This window comes from Aminipila terrae, from assembly GCF_010120715.1.
GTDB classification, from domain to species: domain Bacteria; phylum Bacillota; class Clostridia; order Peptostreptococcales; family Anaerovoracaceae; genus Aminipila; species Aminipila terrae.
Map to the genome: position 1 here is coordinate 1,157,899 of NZ_CP047591.1, position 26,090 is coordinate 1,183,988.

Below are 26,090 nucleotides of genomic sequence, written 5' to 3' on the forward strand. Positions count from 1 at the left end.
AAACAGCCGTTTATAAACGGCTGTTTTTTTACCACGTGCTGGTTCCTTTGGTAAAAGCTTTAATAGTTACCATTCCATCATTGGCATTAAAAGTCATAGTCCTTGCATAATCTAATCCTACATCCTGACCGATTATGGGAATTCTCAACTCAGCTAATGTCTTCTTTACTGCTTCAATATTTCGATCCCCGATGTTTCCTACTACAGAATCACCAGGTATGTTAAACATTTTAGCTCCTCCTGCAATTTTTGCAGTGAAACTTCTGCGAACTGCACCAATACTTTCCATCTTTTTAATAAGGGCTGGAATACCAGAATCTGCATACCGGCATATGGACTTGCCGCTGCCATCTGTGGGAGCGGTTGGCAACATGATATGTACCATCCCTGCAATTTTTGAATTTTTATCGTGGATACAGACACCTATACAAGAACCCAAGGCATAGGTGATTAATTGATCCTCGCCTTTTACTACTCCCATTTCAGCGATCCCCACAGTGGCCATACTACTCATTATATACTCCTAATCTTGTTAGAACTCTTGTTAATGAATCTACATCAGGTATTAATAATAAATTATGTTTATGCATGATTCCATCAAAGGAAAACTTTCCTTCAATCATCATAATTTTCTCTGCCTCATAGCAATATGTAGCCATGGGTACTGTTATAAGGGCACCCATCATATTTATGGATATAGCAGGGACAGAAAGATTTACAGCCATTTCCGTCATATCTGAAATAGCATTTATATAAGAACCCATTAAGATATTTGCTATTTCACACACTGCCGATATCTGCATTTCATCCAGTTCTTCATAGCCTTCTACCGTTGTGCCAAGTAAACTATCCAGCATCAGATTAATAACATCCAGTGTCTGAATACTCATCATTGCTCCATGAATACCTTCCTCCAGTTTTACAAGTATTCCTGCAACAATTTTTTCAGCTCCGCCCAGAGCCTCTACTGCTTCATTAATGTCCAGAATTTTTACAGTAGGTACATCTATGTTAACAGGTTTTCCTATGGTTGCAGATAATGCAGTTGCTGCATTGCCTGCTCCAATATTTCCTATTTCTCTGAGCGCATCCAGCTGCATACTGTCTAAATCGTCATAGCTTTTTATACCCATTATTTTTTCTCCCTCTTAATATTTCTTTTTATTAACACCCAGATCTGCATAAACCAATGCTGTTTTATATAGAGCCCGGAGTTATACTGTGTGCTTCAATAATGCCGTTATTTTCCGTAAAAGTCTGGTGATCCATAGGATCGTTCACCCAAAGCATGGCGTTGCCAATAGTTATACGAACGCTGATATGTACCGTTTTTCTCCCAATCACCATGCAACCCTCACAGGCAATCATGCGGTTTATTTTGTCTCTTCTTTCATCAATCTCCGCCATCTGACGTTTGATATTCGATTTTTGCTTCATAAGAAGTACGACTTTTTTCTGTTTTGCGTCTATTACCTCCTGGGTATCCATGCTGTTTTTTCTTGCAGCACGGTTTATCTCAAGATCTAAATGACTATACTTATGCTTTAGGTTGGTAAAGGATTTTTCAAACTGGCTCATCAATTCTTTATTTTCTCTGATTCTCTCTTCAGGCTTTGATTTAAAATTCCGGATTTCCTGCCAATTTGGTATAATCTGTACATCCATAGGAATATTTAAACCGCTTCCAATCACATTTACATCAATCTTTGTACCAGCAATATAATTTCCTCCCAGAAGAGAAGCTCTCTTTCCTTTGCCGATGATGGAATCTCCCACCCTGACATCACAATTGATGCAATAGTCACAGTAAAAGTTCCCGCCTGCTACGATTCTGGCCATTTCTGCAAATCTCACCGTTACGCTTCCATCTGCTTTAAGCAGGCCCTTTTTCATGCCACTTATACCATTTTTTATTATGATATCACCAGTGGTGTTTAAAATACTTGCCTCTACATACCCGTTGATAATGATATCCCCATTGGCATATATGGCAAAGTCAGACAAGACACTTCCCTTAACTACTACCGAACCATTAAACCGAATGTTTCCCGTTGCAGGACCCACATCCCCATTGACTGTGTAAACTTCTTTTACCTCAACTGTGCCATTGTTCAGTTCCACCATTCCATTATCTATAGCAATGTATTCCAGTCCATCCTCAGATACTCTTACACCTTTTCCATAGCTTACAGCGGCAGGTTTTCCCGGAGTTGCATTCACCTTGCCACCCAGAACGTCCATTCCGTCTGTTCCATTAGTTGGAGGAGTAACCCTGCACAAAATATCTCCAGAATTTACATTATGTATCAAATCAAGTTCTTTATAATCTACTGTTCCGTCATCTTTCTCTTTAGGTCCATGATTTGGTTCTATGGAAAAAAGGTATTCTACACTGCCATCTTCACCTTTTTGTGGTCTTGTACCAGTTGCTACCTGAAAATCTTTATATAGCTTTTTACCAGTGCAGTATTCCACTATGCCAGCGTCATCAATACCATATACCACACCTTTTTCCTTTAAAAGTTCATAGATTACATTTGAAGGTACCCGGTTGTCCGCATCACTTCCATATTTGTAATCCTGAGCTCTGATATAAGCATTCATTTTGTCAGCAGAAAAAAATAATGTAAAGGTAACCGACTTATTTTCCAGGATATCATCAGCTGAATCAAAACCTGCCGCTACATCTTTCTGATTTAATAAACCATCCAGCTCATCCAATTCATCTATTTCATCGTAATCATCCACTTCATCTAGTTCGTCTAGTTCATCAGATTCCTGGTGATCTTCATATTCATCAAGCTCAGCCATCCCACTTATTATTTCTTCATCACTATTAACCCCGCTGTCAAAATCTATATGGTCAACAATAGTATGCTCCTCAAAATCATCTGGACCTGAGTCTGCGCTTTCTTTCTGCACATCTTGTTTTTCAACATTGTGAGTGAACATTTCCATCGCTTTATGATAAAATTTGTCAGCCTTCTGCTCCATCTCACTTTTTATCTCTTTAGTTGTATGCGGCATTCTACTCATCTCTGCAACTCCTAACTTGATAAAGAACAATAGAATATAATATGTAACTGATTATCTTAGGTTATTTATAACTTCTTCTATTTCATTGGAAGTCTGTATCATCTTTAAAGACATAGAATAAGCTCTCTGTGTCTCTATAAGCTTAGACATTTCACTGGAAACTTCAACGTTTGAAAGTTCCAGATATCCTTTTTCCACTTTTGCATTTTCCTGTAATACAGGCTGCCCATTTTTGGCTACAGGTGAAAACAGGTTATTTCCTTTAAGAAGCATGCCATCTTTTATTTTGAAATCAAAAACACCTGGCTCTTTTACTTCTTCCATATCTTTCGAATCTTTGGAGTTATTGGAAGTATTAGAATTATTGGCTGAGTTCTTAGTCTTTTTAGGACTCAGATTAATCGGCTTTAAATCACTATCAAGAACCAGTTCACCATTGGCTGTTGCCAGATAAAAGTTTCCATCACTCCTGATAGAACGGCGGAAATTACCATCCCTGGTATAAAAAATTTCATTTGTCCCCGGATCCTGAACCGCAAAGAATCCTGAACCCACTATCATATAATCCGTAGGATTATCCGTAGCCTGAGGACCTCCACTGGCAAAATTACTGTCTGTCTTTTCCAGACGCACGCCACTGCCCACCTTAAGTTGTGTGTTTTTGTTGGCATCATCTCTTATATTGCTATATAGTAAATCGGCAAATCCAGCGCTCTGGGACTTATATGCAGTAGTGTTAACATTTGACATATTATTCCCGATAACATCCAGTTTGGACTGTTGTGCTCTTGCACCTGCTCCAGCTGTATAAAATGAAATATCCATCTACAAACCTCCCTGATTATAATGCCGCCAGATCAACGGCCTTACCCATTAACTGGTCATAAGCTTTAACAATCTGACTTGCACTCTGAAAGGCTCTCTGACTGGACAGCATAGCCATCATTTCATCCATAGACTGAACATTGGAACGTTCTAAGGTTCCCTGCTTGATTTTGCCGTTGGCAACTCCGGGAGTTACGGCATTTGCGGTCTGAAACATTCCCTCTCCGACTTTTTGTAGCTGGCTGTAATCTGCAAAATTTACCAGACGGATTTTGCCAAGTGCCTGTCCTGTTTCAGAATTAGTTATATTTCCATCTGCACTTACATTAATTTTATCCGTTCCCAGCTGTATTGGTCCATTTTCACCCATGACTCTTCCTATATGCTGCAAACATAAATATCCGTCCCTATCTATATTAAATGATCCATTCCTTGTATATCTGGTCTGTCCATCAGCAGTCTGAATCTGATAAAAACCATTGCCTTCTACTGCGAAGTCCAGATTTCGTCCTGTAAAATCCTGTGATCCTTCTGAATAATTTGTTACAAGTTTATCTGCCGTCTTTATCATGGAAGAGCTGCTTAACGGCGTATATACACTTTTGTCTTTATTTCCTGTTCTGTTAATCAGAACATCTCCAAAAGTTGTTGTTGCCAGTGTATCTTCCTTATATCCTGGTGTAGATACATTTGACATGTTGTTACTGATGGTATTTAGTACTCTTGATTGGGTAAGCATCCCTGATGCAGCCATATAGAAGCCTTTAAACATTTTTTTCTCCTCTTACACGGTATAATAACTTTCCAGATTGACCCTTAACTTTTTTAATGCTGCAGAGTGCAGCTGAGATACTCTCGGTTCACTTATACCCATAACTCTGGCAATTTCTTTCATATTCAGTTCCTTTCGGTAATACAAAGAAACAACCAATTGTTCATTTTCTCTTAAATTCTCTACAGAACTTCTCAGTATAGCCTGCAATTCTTTCTGCTCCAGGCTCTGGGCCGGCATGGTGTCCGAATTATGATCCCTCAGATATTTTTCATTCTGCCCTCCTCCTGAAGACCATCTACAATGGCATCAAGAGATAAGATGTTAAACAGGTTTGTTTCACTTAATGCTTTATAATACTTTTCTTCAGTAATACCAAGATTTTCTGCTACTTCCTGGTCTGTTGGATATCTGCCCAATTTAAAATATAATTCTGAATAGGCATGGTCAATTGCTTTTCCCAGCTTTCTCACATTGCGGGGTACCCAGTCCTGTTTCCTTGCCAGATCCACAATGGCCCCTCTTATTCTGAGGGATGCATAGCTTTCAAACTTGACATTTTTTCCAGGATCAAATTTATCCACTGCATGCATTAACGTGATAATGCCTTCGTTTATAATATCATCCATATCTGTAAAACTTACATATACACCCCTCAGCTGTATTGCAATTGTTTTAACAATACCGCTATAGCGCATAACAATTTCCTGCTTAATACATATATCGCCAGTTTCGCGATAAAGTTTAAACAAATCTTCTACTGATTTAGATTTTAGCAAGTTATCATCCATCATGTTCCAATCCCTTTTGCTCTAACTAAATTACATACTAATGTTGCCTAGCGCCTGAATTTGTACGTTGTTTGCTACTTCATTGAAAGCAAGAACATATACATTCGGGTAGAATTGTTCTATTAGCCTATAAAAATAAACTCTTATAACATTGCTCGTAAGTATCACAGGAACAGTATTTAAATCCTTGAACTTACCTATATGTTCGCCCAGCTGTGTTACAATTTTCTGAATTAAATCCGGGCTCAGGGCAAGATAAATTCCCTGCTCACTCCTTGTAAGGCTGGACAATACTGCTTTTTCCACCTCACTGTCCAGTGTAACCACCTTTAATTGTCCGCTTTCACAGAACCTTCTCGTTATGGTACGCTTTAAAGCGCTGCGTACATTCTCTGTCATAATATCAATATCATTTGTTCCCTGGGCAGTGTCAATAAGACTTTCCAGAATAGTGACCATATCTTTTACAGGAATTCCCTCTTTTAAAAGATTGTATAATACTTTCTGCAAAGTGCCATAGGATATAATGTTTGGCACGGATTCTTCTACAAGCTCCGTGGAGGTTTTCTTGGTATTCTCAACAATCTGTATCACTTCAGCCCTGTTTAAAAGTTCATGCACATGACGCCTTATGGTCTCCGATAGATGAGTCAGCATTACCGATAGTGGATCGATAACTGTATATCCATAAACCTCAGCCATGTCTCTTTTTTCAGGAGTAATCCACTTACTTGGTATCCCATAGGCAGGTTCAATGGTTTCAATACCATCAATATCCCCGCCGGATTAGAGGGTTCAAGTGCAAGATAATAGTCTACCAGCAACTCTCCTCTTGCGATTTCTTCCCCTTTAAGCTTTATAACATACTGGTTTGCATTTAAAGCTGCACTGTCTCTTAACCGGACAGAGGGAACTACGAATCCCATTTCCTGGGCGAACTGCCTTCTGAATATAACAATTCTGTTGATAAGATTCCCCCCACTGCTTTCATCCACAAGAGGGATAAGGCTGTATCCAAACTCCATTTCAATGGGTTCTACATTTATAAGTGAATAGATATTGTTAATATCTTTAAAATATGCATTTTCATCAAATTGTTCTTCTGGGTAAACATCATTGTCACCTTCTGCCATACTAAGCTGCTGCGCCTCTTCCTCTTTTGTTTTTATTAGCCTGAAGCCTAAAACTATCAGAAATACTCCCAGCACTGTGGGCTGCACGTGAGGTGCGCCTGGAATAAGGTTCATCAGCAGCATAATTCCGCCAGAAACCATCAAAACTTTTGGCTGAGAAGTAAACTGCTTAATTACATCTTCATTTAGCGTACCTTCAGCTACTGATCTGGTTACAATCATTCCTGTCGCTGTTGAAATTAAAAGTGCAGGTACCTGCGCTACCAGTCCGTCTCCAATAGTTGCTATGGAATATATATTTAAAACCTGGGAAAACGGCAATCCACTTTGTACCACTCCTATAATCGTCCCGGCTATGAAGTTTATCAAAGTAATGATGATGGACATAATCGCATCACCTTTTACAATCTTGGTAGCTCCATCCATGGCACCATAGAAATCTGATTCTCTTTGGACTTTATTTCTTCTGGCTCGTGCTTCTTCTTCTGTGATAAGCCCTGAACTTAAATCTGCATCTATAGCCATCTGTTTACCTGGCATCGCATCAAGAGTAAATCTTGCTGCAACTTCAGCTACACGTTCCGCACCTTTAGTGATTACTATAAACTGAACCAAAACTAAGATTAAGAATATAATAACACCTACTACAACATTTCCCTGTAATACAAAGTTACCGAATGTTTTAATAACCTGACCAGCCTGTCCCTCTTTTGTCAGGATAAGTCTGGTTGACGAAATGTTAAGGGATAGCCGGTATAAGGTGGTTATCAATAGAAGCGAAGGGAATATAGAAAATTCCAAGGCCTCTTTTATGTACATGGTAGTAAGCAGGATTATCAGTGAAACAGTAATGTTGATAATGAACATCATATCAAGTAAGAATGGAGGTAACGGTACTATCAGCAGTATAACAACCATCAGAACGAATAACGCTACGACGTGATTTAACAGCTTTTTCATTTAAAATCCTCTTCTATTTTAGTCAATTGTCTTTCTTCCTTTTCTCTTGCCTGTACCAATGTCAGACTCTGGTTACTTTCCAATAGCTGCTCTTATTCTGGAGAACTGATCGTTAATCTGAAATATCTGATATTGATACTGCAGTTGCGCCCTGTTCAATTCAACTTCTTCCACGTCAAGATTGACATTGTTGCCATCCAGCCTGTTACTTTCTTCATTGCTGACATCAATTTTCATATTAGAACCTAAAATTGCTTTTCGAATATCATTTTTACTGGCATCTGGCCTATTTGAAAATTGCTCCAGATTGGATCTAAGCTGATCCTCAAAAGATATGGTTTTAGCCTTGTATCCAGGAGTATCATTATTTGCTATGTTTTCAGAAATAATCCTCTGCTTTTCCCACAAATAGTCCAGACTCTTTTGAGATAAGAGTATATTATTATTATCTATCCAGCTCATATTTTTTCCTCTCATTGTATTTTTTTCATATTATGTAATTATTTTACACTATTTATTTCTTGTACGATTACATTTATTTATTATACATTTTTTTTGATAATTTAACAATATATTTGACAAAAAAATACATGGCTCCCAGGTAACCCTGAGAGCCATATTTTCAATTTTGTTATAGTACTAACTTCACTTAGTAGTCGTAGTGGTAGTGTTTGAAACAAATTTTACATTAAAGTAAGAATCTGTATGATTAGGCTTTTCTACGAATTCCATGATAAACTGTCCGGCACGCCAGCCACCTCTGTCATAAATTTCTGCATTGATGCCTATTACACTGCCATTCTGCACTCCAAAAAAGGCAAAGTCTAATCCTGTAATCGGGTACTTACCATTGTCTGAATCGCTTGTGGAATATCCAACAGCTGAGACTTTAACATCTGGTCTGTCAAATGTCAGTAATCCACCATACTCAGGTTCTAAAGCAACACCACCAGGTGTTATCAATTGTGCTACCGTAAGTGGATACATTTCGTCTCCTGCCAGAGAGTTCTTGTAGTAAAGAGGCTCACTAAACCGAACCGCTATGGACCCGTTATAAGTATTAATGCTGGTATCTCCTATAGTTTTAGTGGTCCAGCCTTTAATAACTGTCTTTGGTTCATTATTAATATAAGGAGGTGTCATATCTTTTGACCTTACATTCTTATATAAAAATACTTTATCAGACATTTTTCCAGAATACTCACTCTGAAGTGCTACAAAAACATCATAAGTCTTAGTAGACTCCATGTTTTTACATGTAAAGTCAAATTGTATCCCATCCTTATTTGGGTTTGTATCACTCTTTGTATCTACAGAGAAGTTCCCAGAATCCACTACGGTGCCATCTGAGTTACTTAACTGGATAATCTGATCCGGAGTGAAATAAGGAGTTCCATCCGATTTATTTGGATATCTGCCGCTAGTATACATTACCCAGTAAACTTTTGCCGCCGTATTTGCTGTTCCCACCATCTGAGCTGTAGCTTTATCTGAAATTCCACTTGGAACAGGTCCCTCGGTGAGAGTTGGAGTAATCTCATTCTGAGTAGTAAAGTCCGCATTATATGCGCCACCAACCTGTTCTGTATTCTTCACAACCAGATTATCCGAAGCCTTACCCTTAAGTACATAGAAAAATTTATATCCCGTAGATGGCTTTAATTTATCTATCAGCTTGTCGTACTGAACCTGACCATCTGCCAGATTTATGCTGCCACTCTGGCTGTCCAGATATGCTGGACGTCCTGCAAGTACCTGATCCACTGTAGGTGGCGTTTTGCCTGTCATATTTGCCAGTGGAACTGCCACATAATACAAAGTTGCCGGTTTATCTGCCATAGCAATAACTTTTACAGCAGTATCATAGGTCTCATACTTAACCCCATCTATCAGAATTGGCTGTGCAGTATCTGCATACACCCTTTTCACTCCGAATATCTCAGGGTTACTTACAATCATGGTATCTGCATTGTTCTTTATGATATCTAAAGGCTTACTTGCATTTAAAATGTTGGTGCCCAGATTTGTCAGATTGTAAGGTTCTCCAATCACTGCCATAGCCTGAATGTTTAAAGTACCATCCCATGAGGTCATTCTGCTTGAGTCCATGGAATTAAAGTTTTTAATTACTAATTTATAGTTTGTAGGCTTTAAATCAATAAATTTCTGATAGCTGTTTCCAGCTACCATAGAAGCTACACTTCTGGCCTGCCCTGCTTCCAGTCGGATATCATGGGCATATAGTGCACCGCCTGTTACGGAGCCGTCTCCAATATATAAATCAAAAGTAATCAATTTATCTGTCTGGATGATAGCATCAAAATATTTATCACTGTTGATGCCCTCTGCTGGCTTCAGGCTGAATCCGATTTCATTATCTGCCAGGGTTTCTGTCCCGTTGTAACGACTCAGATATACCTGTGGTGCAACCACCTTGAAAGCTTTTAACAAGGTTGCCTGACTCATGGCATTTCCATCAGAATCAATTACATTGTTCAGTTCAAACTGATAATTTCCACCGCTGTTTAAGCCTTTACCGTTTCCGAAGGCTGCCTGAGGGAAGGTCACTATAGTTTTACCATCTTTCTCCCCAATCAAAACCTTGCTGTAATCAATATCTGAAATATAATCCGGTTTTGAAACGGAAAGCAAATCATGAACAGAAAACATACTCTTTAAAATGTTAACCTTTTGATCTGCAGGAAGCTGGGTCATCCTGATGTCTTTTTCAGTTCCATCGTAATAGGCAATCTCATCAAACATCACACTGATATTGGCACTTACCACTGGATTGCCTTCCAGCACTTTATCAAAGTCCATGGTTGCTACTGGTGGTGAAGTATCCAAAGTTTTTACCCCCAATAGAGATTTAGGGTCTGAATAATTTCCTGCATTGTCCATCAGTACAAAGTACAGATCATAAGGAGTAGCTTTGGTAAGCCCTGTAATATTCAAAGTAGAATCCTTCTTTTCTGTAACAGTAACTTTGCCATTTTTCACTGCCTTCTGTCCTGTTGTGATGGCTCTTATTTGCAAATCTTTTTTTATAGCAGCATCTGTTATGGTATCATAGTTGTCTACCGGCGGGAATTTAAAGTCCATTGGATAGACCGCCCAATATAAAGTTCCAGCTTCTGTTGACATATGCCTTATATTTAATGAAGTGGCTGCACCTGGTTCATTCCATGGATATCCATCCATAAATTCCGGTGGGGTCTGGTCTAAAGTTGTCCCGATAACCTTAGCAAGGCTGGATAGATTTCCACTATCATCTTTTAGTACCATATAAATATCATATGTGGTATTTTCTGCAAGCTGCTTACCATCTGTGCCCACCATAGGAATCTCTTTTGGATCATTCATTGCACATCCACCAACAGAACCTAATCCCAAAGCTCCTGACACTTTCAGACCTGACAAAGATTCGATAGTTGGAGAAACTGCTTTGCTTGGCAGTACCGCCCAATATAGCGTGGTATTCTTTGATGGCATTACCACCATGGTGAAAGAACTTTTTGTGGATCCTGAAATCTTAGGTGTACTATTTAGAAATGTGGGATTTACAATGTCTACCGTTTTAAATCCCCCTCTTTGTACATCTGTGGTATCTAATTTAAAGTCTTCAAACACCATGTAATACTCATAGTTAACACCACTTGTAAGTCCTGTAACGTTAATACTTACTTCTTTGTCTCCCACTACACTGACTGTTCCAGACTGAACAACATAACGCTTGTCCGGATTTTTCACGCCCTCTTCTGACATACCAGTGCCTACAAGGTCAACATTTTTTACAGCCCAGTAAATCTTACCCGGTTTATTGGTTTTTGCCAGCAGTTTTACACTTGTTGACATCAGATCCTGGTATTTTGGGTAGCCTGACATAAATTCCGGATCCGCATTGTTTGCTTCCGCATCAACGCTGGTCATAGTCTGGCCGTTTACAACAGCTGTGACTCCCGGCCTGATATAAATATGGTCAGGAAGCATTGAGATATTACAGCCATTTGCGTTGATTGAAACTTCATCAATTTTACCTGTTCCCGTCACAGTAGTTGCCGTATCACAGTACAATGTATTTACTGTTGCATCCTTTTGTATAAACACAGACCCTTTAACAGCATCTTCATCTACTGTTAAAGCATCCACGTTACCTTTATCTACGCTAAGTTTATTATTTTCCGCCTTAACGGATACATTTTCAAAACTTCCTGACAGGTTAAGTGTGGTACCGGTCGGTCCCTTTAATACTACATCTTTAAATGCCGTACCCTTTGAGTCATCTTCCTCAAGATAGGCGTTACTTTTTACTGTTGTATTATGTATGACACTTCCACCGTCTGCACGGACACTCATAGAGTTTGAGTTTCCTGAGTCAATCACCAGATTGTTTATGTCGCAATCTGTAAGAATGACACTTACCTGCCCGCTTTCAGCATTTCCAGTGCCGCTGATAATTAAATCTCCCCCTACGGTGAGGTTATCCAGCTGGGTATATCCGGTTCCCATACCGGCTGTTATATATAAATCTCCCGGAATAATTGTATTTCTTAAACTTGCTCCTGTCTGTACTACAGAAACATTACCATTGGCATATCCTATATAGTTTGAGCCCTTATCCTTTACAATTTCACCTGCCACCTGAGATAAAACCTTGGCCATTTCTCCACGGGTCATATAATCGGCTGGCTTAAAAGTCTGATCCGGATACCCTGATAAGAATTTCTTATCTACCGCAGCGTTAATGTAATCTTTGCTCCAGCTGCTAAAAGTCTTACTGTCTGCAAACTGAAGGGAGTCCGTTCCAACTCCTTCAATCTTCAGGGCGCGGCAAAGCATGGTGACGGCCTCTTCACGCTTTAACGGTTTGTCCGGTCCTGCTGTATCTGGGTAAATGCCGTTAAAATACCCTTGCTTTTTCGCTATACCGATATCATCATAGTACCAGGATTCTTCTGGTACATCATTAAACGCTACATTACCTTTCTGTCCATATCCAAAAGCCCGGTTTACCATGGCCACAAACTCAGCCCTTGTTATGGAATCATCCGGCTTCAGATTTCCTTCATCATCGCCCCGCATAATCTTCTGCGAGACTAAGTTGTTCAGATATTGGTCTGCCCAGTGTGCCGCGTAACTTTCATCTGTATTAACATAAGCTCCGACGCATACAAACACTCCGCACAGTAATATCATAAATATTTTTTTCATATATTGCGTCTCCTTTCACATATAGTAATATCGCCATTCAATATTTCGACATAAATGACTATTTCTTTAGGTTTTTTTCATAATGTTTTTTATTATTATATATTATGAAATTCATATCTTCAATAATCTGGCAATAAATAAATAATTATTGCATTTTTCCTCTTATTCCGATTTACTTTTCCTTAATTTCTTTCATAATTTTGACAAATTTCTATTTATAATTTAAAAATACTATGCTAATATATAGGGTATATAAGTTTATGCAAAATTAGCATCAATTGTAAGGTGGTGTTCGTGTTATGGATAATGGTTTAGACAATATGTTGGATATGTATTTGTTTGAGACAAATACGCTTTTAGAACAGTTAGACGAGTTACTCTTAGAGGCAGAAGGTGCTGACTATTTTTCAGCTGACCAGATTAATGAGATTTTTAGAATCATGCATACTATAAAAGGCTCTTCGGCTATGATGCAGTTTAATTCTTTAATGACAGTTGCACATAGAATAGAGGATATGTTCTTTGTTATACGTGAAAACGGTGCAGTAGAAGAAAAATACAGTCAGAAACTATTTAACCTGATGTTTAAGGCAACTGACTTTTTAAAGGCCCAGGTTTCTATCATTGAAAGCGGTAATTCAGAGGAAGAAAGTTCGGATGACATTGTTTCTGAAATTGAAAGTTTACTTGCTGTGATGAAAGGAGAAGTTTCCGACGATTCTGCAGAAGAAAGTCAGCCGGACCAGGCTGCAGAGACTTCTGATGCAGCTCATCCAGTTTCCCTGGCAGGGCAGAACACAGGCCTTTCTGTTCAGTTATATTTTGACCAGGGCAGTGGTATGGAAAGCTTAAGAGCAATTATGCTGCTTAAGAATATTGCTGAAGTATGTATTGAAGACATTCTTACTACTCCATCCGATATTGAAGCCACTACAGAAATAACTCAGTACATTATTGAACATGGCCTGACTGTTACTTTTGGATGTGATGAAGATTTTATCAACGGTTTAGAAATAATAAAACAAGATATATATGTAGATAATTATCAGCTATTGGTTACAGAAAATGTAACTGATTCTCAAGAAGTTGTCGCTCCTGCAGAAGCGAAGGAGGTTAAAGTCATGGAAGAAAAAGCTCCAGAAACGAATACCACTGAGAAAACTGGCAAGAATGAAGACACGAAGAAAGCAGATACGAAAGATTTGAAAAAGGAAGAAAAGCATGATCTTTCCAAGCCAAATAAAACCAATCTGATAAATGTTAACCTTTCAAAACTGGACTCTCTGATGGCCCTTGTGGGAGAGCTGGTTATCACCCAGTCTATGGTTACTTCTTCTTCTGATTTGAAAGATTTGAAGTTGGATAACTTCACAAAATCTGCAAGACAGCTCAGAAAGCTGACTACTGAGCTTCAGGATATTGTTATGTCTGTCAGAATGGTACCTGTAGCCGGCGTATTCCAGAAAATGAACAGAATCGTCCGAGACATGGGACAAAAGCTTGGCAAAGACTGCCAGCTGGTTACCATTGGAAATGATACTGAAATAGACAAAACTATCGTGGATAGTATTCAGGATCCGTTGATGCACATTGTGAGAAATTCTATGGATCATGGAATCGAACCTGATGTAAACGATCGTATAGCTCTTGGAAAACCTAAGCAGGGTACGGTTACCCTGAAGGCTGAACACACAGGCAGTGAAGTTATTATTACTATTTCTGACGATGGAAGAGGCATGGACCCAGATAAGATTCTTGCTTCTGCAAAAGAAAAAGGATTATTAACCAAACCTGAAAGTGAATATACAAAGAAAGAAATTCTCCAGCTTACCCTACTTCCTGGATTCTCTACCAAAGAGCAGGTTACAGAATTTTCAGGCAGAGGCGTGGGCATGGACGTTGTAACTAAAAACATCGAAAAAGTTGGCGGTACCGTATATATTTCCTCTGAAGTGGGGGAAGGAACCGTTACTACATTTAAAATTCCTCTTACCCTTGCTATTATTGATGGTATGGAATGCAGAGTAAGTGATTATCAGTTCACTATTCCTATTGCAAATATCCGTCAGTCCTTTAAAGCAACAAAAGAAGATATTATTAATGATGCTGCCCGTGGTGAAATGATTCAGCGTGGTGACCAGTTTATCACTCTTGTAAGATTAAATAATCTTTATAAGATTGATGGTGGTATTGATGATATCGAAGAGAGCATCATAATGTGGGTAGAATTTGCCGGTGTTTCATACTGTTTAATGGTAGATGAACTGATTGGCCAGCATCAGGTGGTTGTTAAGCCTCTTCCTTTATACTTTGGTGCATATAATCTCCGGGATTTCGGAATCACAGGCTGTACTATTCTGGGAGATGGTAATATCAGTATTATCCTTGATGTGCCAAACATCTTCAGTTTTGCAACTGGCAGACTTGAAAGCAGAAAAAATGGTCCTAAGGATGCTTCTCTTGAAGAAGGTGATGCTGAAGGGGACTACATATCAGAAGATAAGATTGATACAGCCATGTTGAAACTGCTCACATTTACTATAGGAGACAAGCCATTCGCCATGAATACGGACTATGTAATGGAAATTATTAACGTCTTTTCAATTACCCAGTTCCCATTACTTCCGGATTACATCAAAGGTGTTATTAATCTGAGAGGTCAGATTATTCCGGTTCTGGATATGCGTTTAAAGCTTGGCAATGAGCATGCTGTTGATACAGCCAGCATGAAATCATGCATTATCATACTTGAGGTAAATTCTACAACATTAGGTATACTTGTGGATGAAGTTTTCCTTGTTGCTGATGTTGAAAAAGAGGCCATCGCACCGCCTCCAGCAAACAATAAGCATGACTTGATTACAGGTATTGTGGAAATCGAAGAAATGGTTCATTTGATTTTTGATTTATCCGCCCTTACTAAAGTAGCTTAAATCTGCTCAAAAGGAGTCACGTTATGCTTTCGATTACAGAAAAGGATTTTATCCGGTTAACAGATTTTATCATTAAAAATTATGGTATAAACCTGAAGGCAAAGAAAGTTTTAATTGAAGGAAGACTTTCCAATTACCTTGCTGCTGAAGGTTATGAATCTTTTACAGATTATGTTGATCATATCATTTCTACACAAAAGAACAGTGATATAGAAATGATGCTTAACAAACTGACTACCAACCATACTTTCTTTATGCGTGAAGAAAACCATTTTACCTTTTTTAATGATACGATTTTACCGTATTTAGAGGAAAGAAATAAAAACCACAGCCTTAGCATTTGGAGTGCGGGCTGCTCCTCTGGTGAGGAGCCATATACTCTTTCAATCATTATGAAAGAATATTTTAAATCAAAGCCAGTTAAGTGGGATACCAGGCTTTTAGCTACTGATATTTCGCAGAATGCTTTAAGTAAAGCTGCCCGGGGACTATACAATGACGAATCCTTAAACGCACTTTCTGAAGCTTGGAAGCGAATATATTTTACAAAAAAAGATGGTGGTTATCAGGTTACTGATGAATTAAGGAAGAATGTGATTTTTAGGACCTTCAATCTGATGGAACCTATTAAGTTTAAAACTAAATTTGATGTTATCTTCTGTCGTAATGTGATGATTTATTTTGATAAACCTACAAAAGCTGCTTTGATACAAAGATACTATGATGCTTTAAATCCAGGTGGTTATTTACTTATTGGCCATTCAGAAACTGTTGACAGAGATGAATCCAATTTTGAATACATAATGCCTGCCACATACAGAAAGCCACTTTAAGGAGGTAGTCTTATGCCAATTCAGGGTACAAACATACGCGTTTTAGTAGTTGACGATTCAGCGGTGTATAGAACATTAATTTCTACTAATTTGTCAAGTAAGGCTGGTATTGAGGTTATCGGAATTGCTGGTGATGCTTATGATGCCCAGGAAAAAATAGCCCGGCTTAAGCCCGATGTTTTAACACTAGATGTGGAGATGCCTAAAATGACCGGTATTGAATTAACAAAAAAACTTATGACTTCAAGCCCGCTACCTATTATCCTGGTAAGCGCAGCAAATATCAACGTATTTGAAGCATTGCAGGCAGGTGCAGTGGACTTTGTCAAGAAACCGGATGCCAGTCATCCGATTTCACCAGCTATCTTTATTGAAGAGCTTTATGCTAAAATTAAAATTGCCTCTGTGGCAAAAGTTTCAAAACATATTCAGCTCGTGAAGCCTGCTGAGCCAGCGCGTACTGCAGGAACTGCAGCAGCTAATTCTGTTGCTTCAGTTAACAGCATCTTAGGGAAAAATTTAAAAGACCTGCCTGACAGTGTCTGTAATTCTACCATTATAGCTCTGGGAGCCTCAACAGGTGGTACAGAAGCTACTTATGAAGTATTGCAAAGGCTTCCGGCAAAGATTCCCCCCATTCTGGTTGTCCAGCACATGCCTATCGTATTTACAAAACTTTATGCGGAACGTTTAAACAGACTATGCGCTATGAATGTAAAAGAAGCTCAGGATAATGATGTGGTGGTTCCCGGCCAGGTATATATAGCTCCGGGAGACTGTCAGATGAGGCTGGTAAACATCGGCGGAATATACAAACTCCGCTGCAGGGACACGGAAAAAGTCAGTGGGCACTGCCCTTCTGTAGATGTTTTATTTGAATCAGTAGCTAAGGAATCATCAAAGAAAAACGTGGGCATCATTATGACAGGAATGGGCAAAGACGGAGCTGCAGGACTTTTGGAAATGAGAAACAAAGGTGCTTACACCATTGGTGAGAGCCAGGAATCCTGTGTTGTTTATGGAATGCCTATGGTAGCCCAGAATATCGGCGCTGTTATGGTTCAGGCAACAAATAAAGAAATCCCAAATGTACTTATGAAACATCTTAACAACCTGGGATAACAAAGGAGTTACAATTCTAACATGGATGACAGAAAAATTATTTTTGCACTGGATATTGGTACCCGTTCTGTTGTAGGTATTGTAGGTGCACTTAAAGATGGTAATTTTAATATCTTGGATTATGAACAGGAATTTCACGAAAAACGTGCCATGCGTGATGGTCAGATTGAAGACATTGATCTGGTTGCCCGAGTGGCAAACAACGTTAAAATGAAATTGGAGCAGCGCAGTGGACAAACCTTTACAAAAGTTTCTATTGCTGCAGCAGGACGCGCTTTACGTACAGTTCCTGCTTCCTTTTCCTATGATTTGATTCCAAATGAACCTATTTCACCTAAAATCATTCAGTACATGGAGTATTCCTCCATAGAAAAGGCTCAGGAAACTTTTTTATCCGAATCTACTGAATCAGAGTCCGGATTAAAGGATTACTATTGTGTAGGATATAGTGTCACTGATTATTTATTAGATGATTATAAAATAAAAAATCTGGAGAGTCAGAAAGGTAAAAAAGCTGTGGTGAATATCATTGCCGCTTTTCTTCCTGCCAGCGTATTGATTAGCCTTTATGCTGTAACCGCCCGTTGCGGACTGGAAGTAGACAACCTGACTCTGGAGCCTATTGCTGCAATACATGCAGTTGTTCCGGATGATGTAAGATTTTTAAACATAGCACTTGTTGATATTGGAGGAGGCACTTCGGATATTGCCATATCCCGAGATGGCAGCGTTATAGCTTATGACATGGTTACCATCGCTGGAGATGAGATTACAGAAGCGCTGATGCAGCATTACCTGACTAATTTTGCTACGGCTGAGCGGATTAAGCTTATGCTGAATGGTGAGGAAAAAATAGAATTTAAGGATATTCTGGGTAATCAGATTGAATTAACTCCTGATGAGGCCTTTGATGCTATAAAGGAGCCAGTCAATGCCCTGGCAGAGGCAATCAGTCAGAGAATCCTTCTCATAAATGGTTCTGCTCCTGCTGCCGTATTCCTTGTTGGTGGTGGCAGCCAGATACGTGGCCTTTGTAAAATTGTAGCAGACAAACTTGGTATGCCTGCCAACCGAGTAGCCATTGGTGTTGTCAACACAGATAATAATCTTTCTCTGTTCAGTGAAACCTTATATAGTCCTACTTTTGTTACTCCTATTGGTATTGGAATCGTTTCATCTCTTTACAGAGGATGTGATTTCTTCGCCATTTCTGTAAATGGAAGGCGCATCATGCTGTTTAACCATCAGGCCCTTAAGGTTATCGATGCCCTTATGTTTTCAGGGATTAAACCTTCCAGCCTGATTGGTCTCACTCCTCCAAACTTGATATATTCTCTGAACGGAGTTAAAAAGACCATAAAGGGCTCTCCTAGTATGCCTGGCGAATTACTGGTAAACGGTTCCCCTGCTACTATTGAAACAGAAATCAAACAAGGTGACGAAGTTACGGTTACACTGGCGAAAAATGGCCAGCCTCCTTCCCTAACCCTCTTAGAAGCACTGTCAGAATTCAATTTGAAGGATATTGGTTTAATTAAAATAAACGATACAAAGATTGAACTCCAGGATATGAGCGCTTTAGAGAACCGTAAAATCAACTATATGGATCAGATTACTGTTACCATGGCTTGTGATATGGAAGAACCTGCGGGAATACTTGAGATGATGGTTCCCCCACTCCCTGCCGCAGAAACAGACAGACATAATTCATATCCAGATATGAATATGGTTGAAATTAATAAGATTTATTCTCATGAGTTCAACAGTTCCAGTGTTTCTTTGTTACTTGCAGATGATGATTCTGACGATTTTCAAAATCTTGAAGACCCTGAAAATCCTGGAGATATTGAAGATACTGAAGTAGCCCCTCTGGCTGCTGAGGATGTGTCCAATGATTCTGATACTGAAGAAGTCTTGAATCCTACGGACATAACAGTAACATTAAATGGTGCCCCTGTTCATTTGATACAGGAAACAGAAGAGCCATTAATCCTGATGCATCTTTTAAAGTATGCTGATCTTGATGTGGCCAATCCACGGGGTGAACTTGTACTGAAAATCAACGGAGCTGACGCTAACTATGCAGATCAGCTTAATGATCATGATGTTGCAATCATCAAATGGAGTCAGGACGTTTAATATAACTTAATTATAAAAACAAATAGATAAAGTGTATTAAGGTTATTTATTAACATTGAATGCACTTTATTTTTTTGTGTACATTTTTTAACAAAATAAAAAAAATATTAAAGGTTTTGCCAGTGACAGCCGATATATAAAATAAGGTTTTATAAACTAAACAGAACAAAGAGGTGTTTATTATGAAAATTACGGGGAATTATTTCAATACCCAGATAAATAAAAAGAATATTCAGAGTCCGTCTACTGTTGAAAAAACAGGGTTTAAAGAACATCTTCAAAGTATGGACTCTATCACAATCAGTGCATCAAGAGAACAAATTGCCGAAGCACAGTTTGTGAATAAACTGAAGAGCCAGATTGGCGCTGATGTTAAATCTGGTACGCCTGCTGAAGAACTGGATAATCTGGCAGATCAAATTTCAAAGGGTCAATATGAAATCGGTGCCAATGAAATAGCGAAGAAAATCTTATTAGCCGGAAGTGAATCCTAAACCGTTAATATTTTGATATGACTTAAGGGGAACTTAAAGATGAATAATTATATGGAGATTAAAGAAATTATAGATGAATATATCAAATTAATGGATAAACTCATCGGTTTTGAGCAGGAAAAGTTAAAAGCTGTGGAAACTAAAAATATCGAGCATCTGGACAGCTTTTTAAATGAAGAACAAGTTTACCTTCTGCAGCTTAGAGGTCTGGATCAGAAAAGAGAAACTATCCTGAAAAAGTCTGGCATGGAAGGGTTAACATATAGACAGATTATAAATGGGATTGACAGTTCCCAATCCTCTGTTAGAAGTGAATTGGAAGATTCTTATGAGATTTTATCGGTTAAGACCAATCAATTTAAAGAAATAATCAATACCATTAAAACTTATATAGATTTAAGGCTCCACACCATTGAAGCGTTCATGGAAAGATTCGGAGCTCCCCCTTCTCAGGATGCAGGTGCAGGCATTTATGACAAGATTGCCGGCCAAAGCAGTTCCAATAATGCCAGCAGATTTAGATCAACTAAAGTTTAGAATATACGGAGGATAACATGTTAAGATCAACATTTTACTCTTTTACAACAGCCCTGAGAGGCTTAAATACAGCACAGAAGCAGCTGGATATAACTGGACAGAATATTTCCAACGTAAGTACAACCGGATATACCCGCCAACGAGCTGATGTTTATTCTGCTGCTGCCGGCGGTTATGGAGATAAATATGGTACCCGTTCTTCTACCCAGGTAGGCCAAGGGGTCATTGTGGGCAGTATATCTCAAAGCCGTGATCCTTTTCTTGATGTACGTTATAGAAAAGAAGCCGCTAATCTAGGGGAACAGCAATCAAAATTAGACTCATTAAATGACCTTTCTTCTGTTTTTGATGAAATAGAAAATAAAGGACTTATGACCACCTTTAATGACTTTGTTTCAAAGCTCCAATCTTTAGCAGGAAATGCAAATAGCTCCGAGTTTGATAAGATTGCCAGAAATGCTGCCTCTACACTGATTAAGCAGTTTAACCAGTATTCCAGTCAGATAGCCACTGTCCGCCAGGAAAAAGAATATAATCTGAAAGAAGTTACCTGCAAATCGCTGAATGATTTAATGACCAATATATCACAATTAAATAAAAGCATCCGTGAGGTTCAGAGTAATGGCGGACCAGCTTTGGAGTTGAAAGATGAAAGGAATCTACTTCTGGATCAGCTTTCAGATTATATGAAGATTGATGTTCAATATAATCCCAAAGAAGTAGCCGGTGGTATCATTGTGGATGATGTCTCTATTAGCATGGTGGGCGAAGACGGAACAAAACAGCCTCTTATTTATAATGACAGTGCTGCTACATTTAACGTTAAAACCAAAGGAGCAGATGGTACGGACAGAGCTATTGTAACCATTGATAATTCTGCACTGCCTGCAAAACAGGCCATAACAGAAATTAATGATTTGCTTCATTCCATATCCATCAGCAATAATACCCTTCAGGCTATAAATAATGATTTAGCCAAATTGTACCCTAATGATCCTGATGCAAATCCTGCCGGATCTGCTCTGGATTATAAGAGACTCTCTGCTAAAATTACTACGGTGACAAATTCCATAAGTGCATCAGGAGGTTTAGATGACCAGATTACAGCAGCTACAACTGCCATCGCCAATGCACAAAAAGCACTGAATGATAAACTCGCGGATACCACAAACCCGCCTACCGCAAATGATATAAAAACTTTAAGTAAAACCCTCTCTGATGCCATTGTTGCCCAGGCAGGACTTGTTTCCAAAAGAGATGCAGCCATTAAAGAAAAAGAACTTCTTAACAGTTATAACGATAAAGCAACTTCATACGCCACTGGTGTAACAAACTGTGACACTGCATTAAAAAAATTGATGCATGATTCTTTTGGTCTCACTGCGACCCAGTATTATACCCCAGGCGACTACACCAGCTGCTATTATACTTTTCAAGACGCTGGCGGTAATGACATAAAGGATTCCGGCGGTAATGTAATTAAATGGTATTCGGGCGGCCAGACCACTCAGGTTGACCGAGATAGTCTTACGGCAATGGGCATTAAGTTTACAGGCAGCTTTGATGCAGAAAAGCTGGCATCTCCGGGTTCTCTTAAGGGAGCCATTGACATGCTCAACAGTAAAGGCATATTTGACTATAAGTCCACTGAGACCCGTGGTATAGGCTATTATGAAAATATGCTTGACTCTCTGGCAGATAAACTGGCCACCACTTTAAATAAGTTAAATGATAATGAAAAGACAAGTATACAAGAGAATCTCTTCCAGACCTCCGATGGCTCAGCTGTTTTTACTGCAGCTAATCTGAGCATCGCCGATGGTTGGAAGAATGGTAAATACGGCATTACTGCCACAAAGCAGACTCAAGTTGGCTCCGGCAGTGACTCAGGTCTTAATGATAATATCTTATTAATGATTTCAACCATATCTTCAAAGCTGACTTATTCAACCGGACCGGTACCAAATAAAGATGCCAGCGGCAACTATCTGAAAACCGCAGCAGACGGTACAACCAGTATCGCTGCCAATGGCAGGGATTCCAAAGGAAATTACACCTTAAATGGCGTTTTAGTCTGCAATAAGGATATGGTGAATTTTAAATCCAAGATAATTACACAAGTTGATGCTACTCATTATACCGATGGGCCAAACACTTATACAAAAACCGGCGATAATATATATACCTGTGCACTAACCGGTACTTCGGTAAATAAAGACGGTATCATATATAAGGGAGACGGCACCACAGGAGAATATCAACTGGAGGCAAATATGTTGGCAGGATCCCCTGCTAACTCAGATACTTATCTTGCCTCTGATGGATTAACTGCAATTACCAATGGAAAAGATTCCAAAGGGAATTATACCTTGAATGGGGTTTTAGCATCTGGCCTCTATAAATCTGTAACCCTTACCCCTTCCGGTTCTGATTATACCGATAGTGACGGTAATTTATATCAAGATGCCGGAGGCAATGTATATACTTGTGCAGCAACTGGGAAGTCGGTAAACAGCAGCGGGATTCTTTATGAAGGAAATGGCAGCACCGGTAAATATCAGCTTGATGCAACAAAATTACCAGCTTCCCCTGCAAAATCTGGTACTTATCTTGCACCAGATGGCGTAACGGTTATTGCCAATGGGAAAGATGCTAACGGCAATTATACTATGACCACTACGGATGGTTCCGGCAAACAAACAGTAGTTACGGTAGCCAACTCGGATGGTGTCAAGTATAAAACGGAAGTGGATGGATCAAATTCCAAAGATAAAGAAGGTAACCTGATTTTGGATACCACCAGTCCAAGCAAATTAGATTATAGAAGTGAAAGCTTCTTATATAATGGAACATTTCAGGAGTACTTAGCAAATATCAGCAACGTTCTTTCTCTTGATATCAGTTCTGCCAGCAACCTTTCTGCCAATCATGAAACCATACTGGGCCAAATCCAGGATTCAAGAGATGCCCTGTCCGGGGTCTCCCTGGACGATGAAGGGGTCAATATCCTGCAATATCAGAAGGCATACAATGCTGCTGCAAGATTAATGACTGCCCTTGACGAATGTGTAGAAAGAATAATAAACCAAATGGGAAAATCGGGTTTATAATGTAAAGAGGTGAAAATTCAATGAGAGTGACTCAATCAATGATGGCGCGCCAATATACAAAGCGTGTAAGTGGTGCATTAAATGATTTAAGCTATGTAAATAAACAAGTTGGTTCTGGTCGTAAGTTTTTTAAAGGATCGGAAAATCCTGCCGGGGCCGCAAAGGCCTATCAGCTCAGACGTCAGGCGTCCCAGGCAGATGATTATGTTTCCAACCTAGAAGAAGCCCAGTCTACCATACAAACAAAAGAAAGTGCCATGACCCAGGTCAGCAAAGCTCTGGAAGATGTTTATACCAGTTTGCTGGGAGTTATGAATGGTACAAAAAACACAAAAGATGATAAGGCAATTGTGGCTCAGCAATTCCGAAGCGTTCAGGAAACTGTCGTTAAAGATATGAACACCAAATATGGAGATAAATTTTTATTTGGGGGAAGTAACGTCAGTGAAGTTCCCTTTATATTAAACGGTAATTCTCTTACTTACAGAGGGGTTGATGTAAGTGGAAATACACAATATACCTGGCCCGACGGCACTGACAAAGCAGGACAAAGGGAGGATTCCAAAGTGCTTCTGAAACAATTGTCGGAAGATGCCCTTTATACGGATCTTGGTTTCGGACTGGAATTCAAAGATGGTCAGGTGGTTAGCAGCAGCGCCTACAACACTGCCACCGCTGGTATTAATGTTTTAGGATATGGTACTGCAGAAAATGGACTGTCCAACAATGTAGTTGTACTAATTGGCCAGATGGCTACTATGCTTGATAATGACTGTGAACCTTCCAAACTAGATGATTACCTGACTAAATTTAAAGAGCTGAAACAAAATGTTTTAAATGCTACTACCGCTACAGGAAGTGACAGTATGTTTTTAGATTATACTCAGAGCAGACTGGAGGATCTTCAGGATAATCTGGCAGAGAAGACCAGCAATACCGAATATATCGATTCTGAAGAAGCCATCATGAATCTGAATTCTGTTGATTACATGTATCAGGCTTTACTTAAAACAGGTCAGAACATTTTATCCAAATCTTTTATCGATTTTATGTCCTAATTTCTTAAAAAGGTGTATAATTGCTTTTACAGGGAAGTAATCAAATTAAAGTGTGTTTTCAAGGAGGAAAATTATGCGACAATTGATAGAAATTACAACGGTTCCTATTTCTATCGAATATAAAGTCACCCATGGTGAGTTTAAGCCAGCAAAGACTACTGCAGAATTAGAAATGTCAACCGAAAAAGGGGGACTGCACATTAAAAGCAGCCCTATTAAGCTTAATCTGGACACATTCGAAGCTCGAAACAGTGTCAGCCCTACCGTAAAAACGAATGTAGAAAACTATGCAAAAAAGGGAAAACAGGCGGCTTATGAAGCTACCGCCCGATATGTGCAGGAAGGTCAGATTCTTATGGATGTGAAGTTTACAGATGAAGCCCTTCAGCAAATTGCGGATTTAAGGCTTGGAAAGAACCAGCATCAGACTCCCAATATACGATGGATACCAGACCACCCTGCGGATATTTCCTGGGAGCCTGGAGATTTAAGTATTCGATATGAAACAGATAAATTGCATTTTGACTTTAAGCAGAATAAAGAGCCTTTAGAATTTATTCCTGGTGATATCGAATTTGTTGTCACCCAGCAGCCTAAAGTCATTATAAACTATGTGGGCGGCCCAATTTATGTTCCCCCAAGTGCAGATCCAAGCTATGTTGATAAAGAAGGTTAATAAGAGGAAAAATGGATGAAAACAAAATATTTTGGTGATATCGCCGTAGATAAAAACGAGATTATAACCTTTACTACAGGTCTTTTTGGCTTTGAAGATAAAACAGAGTATGTTTTGTTGAGTTTTTCAGATAATAATGATACCAGTGATGATTTGCTGCTTTGCTTACAGTCTGCTGAAGATCCGGATCTTGCTTTAATGGTGATGAATCCTTACTATATATGTGCAGATTATGATCCTTATCAGCTTTCAGATAAGCTTTTAACAGAAATCAGACTTGGAGAAGAAACGAAACATACTGTCTGTTGTGTCGCTGTTATCAGGGAGAACTTTGAGCAGTCTACCATAAACCTGAAATGTCCTATTATCATAAATCTGGAAGATAAACTTGCCAAACAGTTTATCTTAGAGGATTCTGATTATTCTATGCGGCACCCTGTTGTAGTCAAGGAGGTATAGC

General features: G+C 39.1%; 21 protein-coding genes. 10 read left to right on the forward strand and 11 right to left on the reverse strand.

The genetic code is table 11. The features are described from left to right. Window positions 1-28: 28 nt before the first annotated feature. The 11 genes from Ami3637_RS05565 to Ami3637_RS05605 all read right to left on the reverse strand — a co-directional run bounded on the left by Ami3637_RS05565 (window position 29) and on the right by Ami3637_RS05605 (window position 12,728). Window positions 29-514 (reverse strand): chemotaxis protein CheD, encoded by a 486-nt coding sequence (locus Ami3637_RS05565; RefSeq protein ID WP_162361695.1) that lies wholly within the window; start codon window positions 512-514, stop codon window positions 29-31. Then, window positions 507-1,133, reverse strand: a complete 627-nt coding sequence (locus Ami3637_RS05570; protein ID WP_162361696.1) for a chemotaxis protein CheC — start codon at window positions 1,131-1,133, stop codon at window positions 507-509. Before Ami3637_RS05570 ends, Ami3637_RS05565 begins: the two co-directional genes overlap by 8 nt. 64 nt (window positions 1,134-1,197) lie before the next feature. Further along, window positions 1,198-3,036 carry a DUF342 domain-containing protein gene (locus Ami3637_RS05575; RefSeq protein WP_162361697.1) on the reverse strand — a complete coding sequence of 613 codons (1,839 nt, stop codon included), beginning with the start codon at window positions 3,034-3,036 and terminating at the stop codon, window positions 1,198-1,200. A 51-nt stretch (window positions 3,037-3,087) separates the two neighbouring features. Next, the gene (locus Ami3637_RS05580; RefSeq protein ID WP_162361698.1) at window positions 3,088-3,861 is read right to left on the reverse strand and encodes a flagellar hook-basal body protein; all 774 of its coding nucleotides are present in this window, start codon (window positions 3,859-3,861) and stop codon (window positions 3,088-3,090) included. 16 nt (window positions 3,862-3,877) lie between these two features. Continuing rightward, window positions 3,878-4,633, reverse strand: coding sequence for a flagellar hook-basal body protein (locus Ami3637_RS05585; protein WP_162361699.1), 756 nt, complete (start codon window positions 4,631-4,633; stop codon window positions 3,878-3,880). 12 nt (window positions 4,634-4,645) lie between these two features. Continuing rightward, window positions 4,646-4,873, reverse strand: coding sequence for a sigma-70 family RNA polymerase sigma factor (locus Ami3637_RS17330; RefSeq protein ID WP_243158114.1), 228 nt, complete (start codon window positions 4,871-4,873; stop codon window positions 4,646-4,648). 20 nt (window positions 4,874-4,893) lie between these two features. Beyond that, complete coding sequence (locus Ami3637_RS05590) at window positions 4,894-5,427, reverse strand: sigma-70 family RNA polymerase sigma factor (protein ID WP_243158115.1); 534 nt, start codon at window positions 5,425-5,427, stop codon at window positions 4,894-4,896. A gap of 27 nt (window positions 5,428-5,454) precedes the next feature. Then, window positions 5,455-6,198, reverse strand: coding sequence for an FHIPEP family type III secretion protein (locus Ami3637_RS18390; RefSeq protein ID WP_330586917.1), 744 nt, complete (start codon window positions 6,196-6,198; stop codon window positions 5,455-5,457). Further along, window positions 6,081-7,517, reverse strand: coding sequence for a flagellar biosynthesis protein FlhA (locus Ami3637_RS05595; protein ID WP_330586847.1), 1,437 nt, complete (start codon window positions 7,515-7,517; stop codon window positions 6,081-6,083). The genes Ami3637_RS18390 and Ami3637_RS05595 overlap by 118 nt, the downstream gene beginning before the upstream one ends. A 72-nt stretch (window positions 7,518-7,589) precedes the next feature. Beyond that, window positions 7,590-7,979, reverse strand: coding sequence for a flagellar basal body rod protein FlgB (gene flgB, locus Ami3637_RS05600; protein WP_162361700.1), 390 nt, complete (start codon window positions 7,977-7,979; stop codon window positions 7,590-7,592). Between the two features lie 183 nt (window positions 7,980-8,162). Next, the gene (locus Ami3637_RS05605; protein ID WP_162361701.1) at window positions 8,163-12,728 is read right to left on the reverse strand and encodes an S-layer homology domain-containing protein; all 4,566 of its coding nucleotides are present in this window, start codon (window positions 12,726-12,728) and stop codon (window positions 8,163-8,165) included. 299 nt (window positions 12,729-13,027) lie between these two features. Between Ami3637_RS05605 and Ami3637_RS05610 the strand changes: the two genes are divergently transcribed. The 10 genes from Ami3637_RS05610 to fliW all read left to right on the forward strand — a co-directional run bounded on the left by Ami3637_RS05610 (window position 13,028) and on the right by fliW (window position 26,089). Beyond that, window positions 13,028-15,661, forward strand: coding sequence for a chemotaxis protein CheW (locus Ami3637_RS05610; protein ID WP_162361702.1), 2,634 nt, complete (start codon window positions 13,028-13,030; stop codon window positions 15,659-15,661). 23 nt (window positions 15,662-15,684) lie between these two features. Next, entirely contained in the window at window positions 15,685-16,494 is an 810-nt protein-coding gene (locus tag Ami3637_RS05615) for a CheR family methyltransferase (RefSeq protein ID WP_162361703.1), read from the forward strand. A 12-nt stretch (window positions 16,495-16,506) separates the two neighbouring features. After that, window positions 16,507-17,616, forward strand: coding sequence for a protein-glutamate methylesterase/protein-glutamine glutaminase (locus tag Ami3637_RS05620; RefSeq protein ID WP_202931094.1), 1,110 nt, complete (start codon window positions 16,507-16,509; stop codon window positions 17,614-17,616). A 21-nt stretch (window positions 17,617-17,637) separates the two neighbouring features. Then, window positions 17,638-19,755, forward strand: a complete 2,118-nt coding sequence (locus tag Ami3637_RS05625) for a cell division protein FtsA (RefSeq protein WP_162361704.1) — start codon at window positions 17,638-17,640, stop codon at window positions 19,753-19,755. A gap of 182 nt (window positions 19,756-19,937) precedes the next feature. Further along, window positions 19,938-20,249: a hypothetical protein gene (locus Ami3637_RS05630; RefSeq protein ID WP_162361705.1), complete on the forward strand. Its 312-nt coding sequence runs from the start codon at window positions 19,938-19,940 to the stop codon at window positions 20,247-20,249. A 39-nt stretch (window positions 20,250-20,288) separates the two neighbouring features. After that, window positions 20,289-20,786 carry a flagellar export chaperone FlgN gene (flgN, locus tag Ami3637_RS05635; RefSeq protein WP_162361706.1) on the forward strand — a complete coding sequence of 166 codons (498 nt, stop codon included), beginning with the start codon at window positions 20,289-20,291 and terminating at the stop codon, window positions 20,784-20,786. Between the two features lie 17 nt (window positions 20,787-20,803). Then, on the forward strand, window positions 20,804-23,896 hold the full coding sequence (locus Ami3637_RS05640) for a FlgK family flagellar hook-associated protein (protein WP_162363675.1): 3,093 nt from the start codon (window positions 20,804-20,806) through the stop codon (window positions 23,894-23,896). Window positions 23,897-23,916: 20 nt separating this feature from the next. Further along, window positions 23,917-24,954 carry a flagellin N-terminal helical domain-containing protein gene (locus tag Ami3637_RS05645; protein WP_162361707.1) on the forward strand — a complete coding sequence of 346 codons (1,038 nt, stop codon included), beginning with the start codon at window positions 23,917-23,919 and terminating at the stop codon, window positions 24,952-24,954. Between the two features lie 73 nt (window positions 24,955-25,027). Then, window positions 25,028-25,630 (forward strand): DUF6470 family protein, encoded by a 603-nt coding sequence (locus tag Ami3637_RS05650; protein WP_162361708.1) that lies wholly within the window; start codon window positions 25,028-25,030, stop codon window positions 25,628-25,630. Between the two features lie 15 nt (window positions 25,631-25,645). Next, window positions 25,646-26,089 carry a flagellar assembly protein FliW gene (gene fliW, locus Ami3637_RS05655; RefSeq protein WP_162361709.1) on the forward strand — a complete coding sequence of 148 codons (444 nt, stop codon included), beginning with the start codon at window positions 25,646-25,648 and terminating at the stop codon, window positions 26,087-26,089. Window position 26,090: the final 1 nt, after the last annotated feature.